General features: G+C 57.9%; 2 protein-coding genes. Both read right to left on the minus strand.

Annotated features, from left to right (window positions below):
• The coding region (locus Q3C19_RS18185; RefSeq protein WP_302731261.1) for a hypothetical protein at positions 1–626 on the minus strand (626 nt) is incomplete at its 3' end.
• Between the two features lie 53 nt (positions 627–679).
• Positions 680–1195, minus strand: a complete 516-nt coding sequence (locus tag Q3C19_RS18190) for a DUF3575 domain-containing protein (protein WP_368045248.1) — start codon at positions 1193–1195, stop codon at positions 680–682.
• Between the last annotated feature and the right edge of the window lie 315 nt (positions 1196–1510).

Consider the following 1510-nt stretch of genomic DNA (forward strand, 5'->3'; position numbering starts at 1 on the left):
ACGGCTCCCATCGCACCCAGCAGGCGCACGTTGGCCGTGAGCTTGCTGCCTTCGCGGGCAAAGGCAAAGACCGTGGAGACAGGTTCGCCGATGGTCTGTTCCGCCTCCATGTCGAAGGCACCGGCTATGCCGCCAAGGGTGGCAGTGACGCTCTGTATCAGTTCGGGGCGGCCCTGCGTCACCTCCAGCTCCAGTTGCAGGTCGCGCACGCGCTGCTGCGGGGTAGGGCTGACGCGCAACGTATCGTCGGCAGCCACCGTTATCTCCCGGCAGGCGGTCTTCAGGTAGCCCGGCAGGGGAATGACGGATGCACCGTCCGCACGGCTCATGCCGCCGGGGGCATTGACCCGCGCTGTCCGTCCGTCGAAGGTGAAGCCCTCGGCACGGTTGTAGACCACCAGGCTGTGCGCTCCCGGCGCAAGCAGCCACGGGCAGGTAAAGGGCGAACCGCTGATGTCGGCCGTCTGCCCGTCGATGTCCATCACATAATCGTCAGTAGCCGCCAGTCCCGTCAGGCTGATGGTGACAGCTCCCCGGTCGGGGTGGGGCGTGCGGTAGAGCGTGTTCTTCACGCAAGCGGACAGCAACATGGCTGCCACACCTATCATATAGTATATCTTCTTCATACCACTCAATTCCTCATTCCTCATTTAATTCTTCATTCTTCATTCCTCATTCTTCATTTAATTCTCCATCCCAAGGTCACCCCCGCGTCAATCGGTCCCCACCAGTTACGGGTCTTCGTGCCACGGAAGACACGCACACCGTCGACCACCTCGTAGCGGTCGTAGTCGGCCTTCAGGTATCCCACGGCCAGCGAGAAGTCGAGCACCAGTGCGTCGGTCAGCCTCATCCGATAGCCGCCCGTCAGTCCGCCGCCCGTCAGGCTTCCTTGCTTGCCAGTTTCAGATAGTTTGTAGTTGAACTCGCTCGTCTTGAACATCGCGCCGAAATAGCCGCGCTTCTCCTTGCCGACATAACGACGCGCCTCGGGCATCACTTCCCACAGCGCATAGCGGCGGTCGCGGTTGCTCCAGCTCCACGCGGTCCACGAGCTACTGACCAGTATGCCCCACGAGGGGTTGATGCGCCACTCCAGCCCCAGATCGGGCGTAAGGGATGCCCAGCGCAGCAGATTCGCCCGCAGGGACAAACGGGGTTCGGCCGGGCTTATGCCTGCCCCCTGCTGCGCCATGGCCGGGAGCAGCAACAGCGACAACAATGCGGTCGCAATCAGTTTTTTCAAGTCTATCATGGATTAATGGTAAATGGTTAATGGTTAATGATTAATGATTAATGGTAAATGGTTAATAAATTCTTCATTCTTCATTCTTCATTTTCCTGTTCTTCATTTTTTCCCCGCCCCTCCCAAGTGCAGCAGGAAACAACAGAAAAGGGCGGAAAACTCCCGAATAAAGAGTTTCCGCCCTTGCATATATATAATAATAAGGTATATTGACGCGCGCGACTAACGTCAGGTGAGAATGTGTGTGTGTGTGTGTGTGTGTGT

Source organism: Bacteroides sp. ET489 (assembly GCF_030518095.1).
Lineage (GTDB): Bacteria > Bacteroidota > Bacteroidia > Bacteroidales > Bacteroidaceae > Bacteroides > Bacteroides ndongoniae.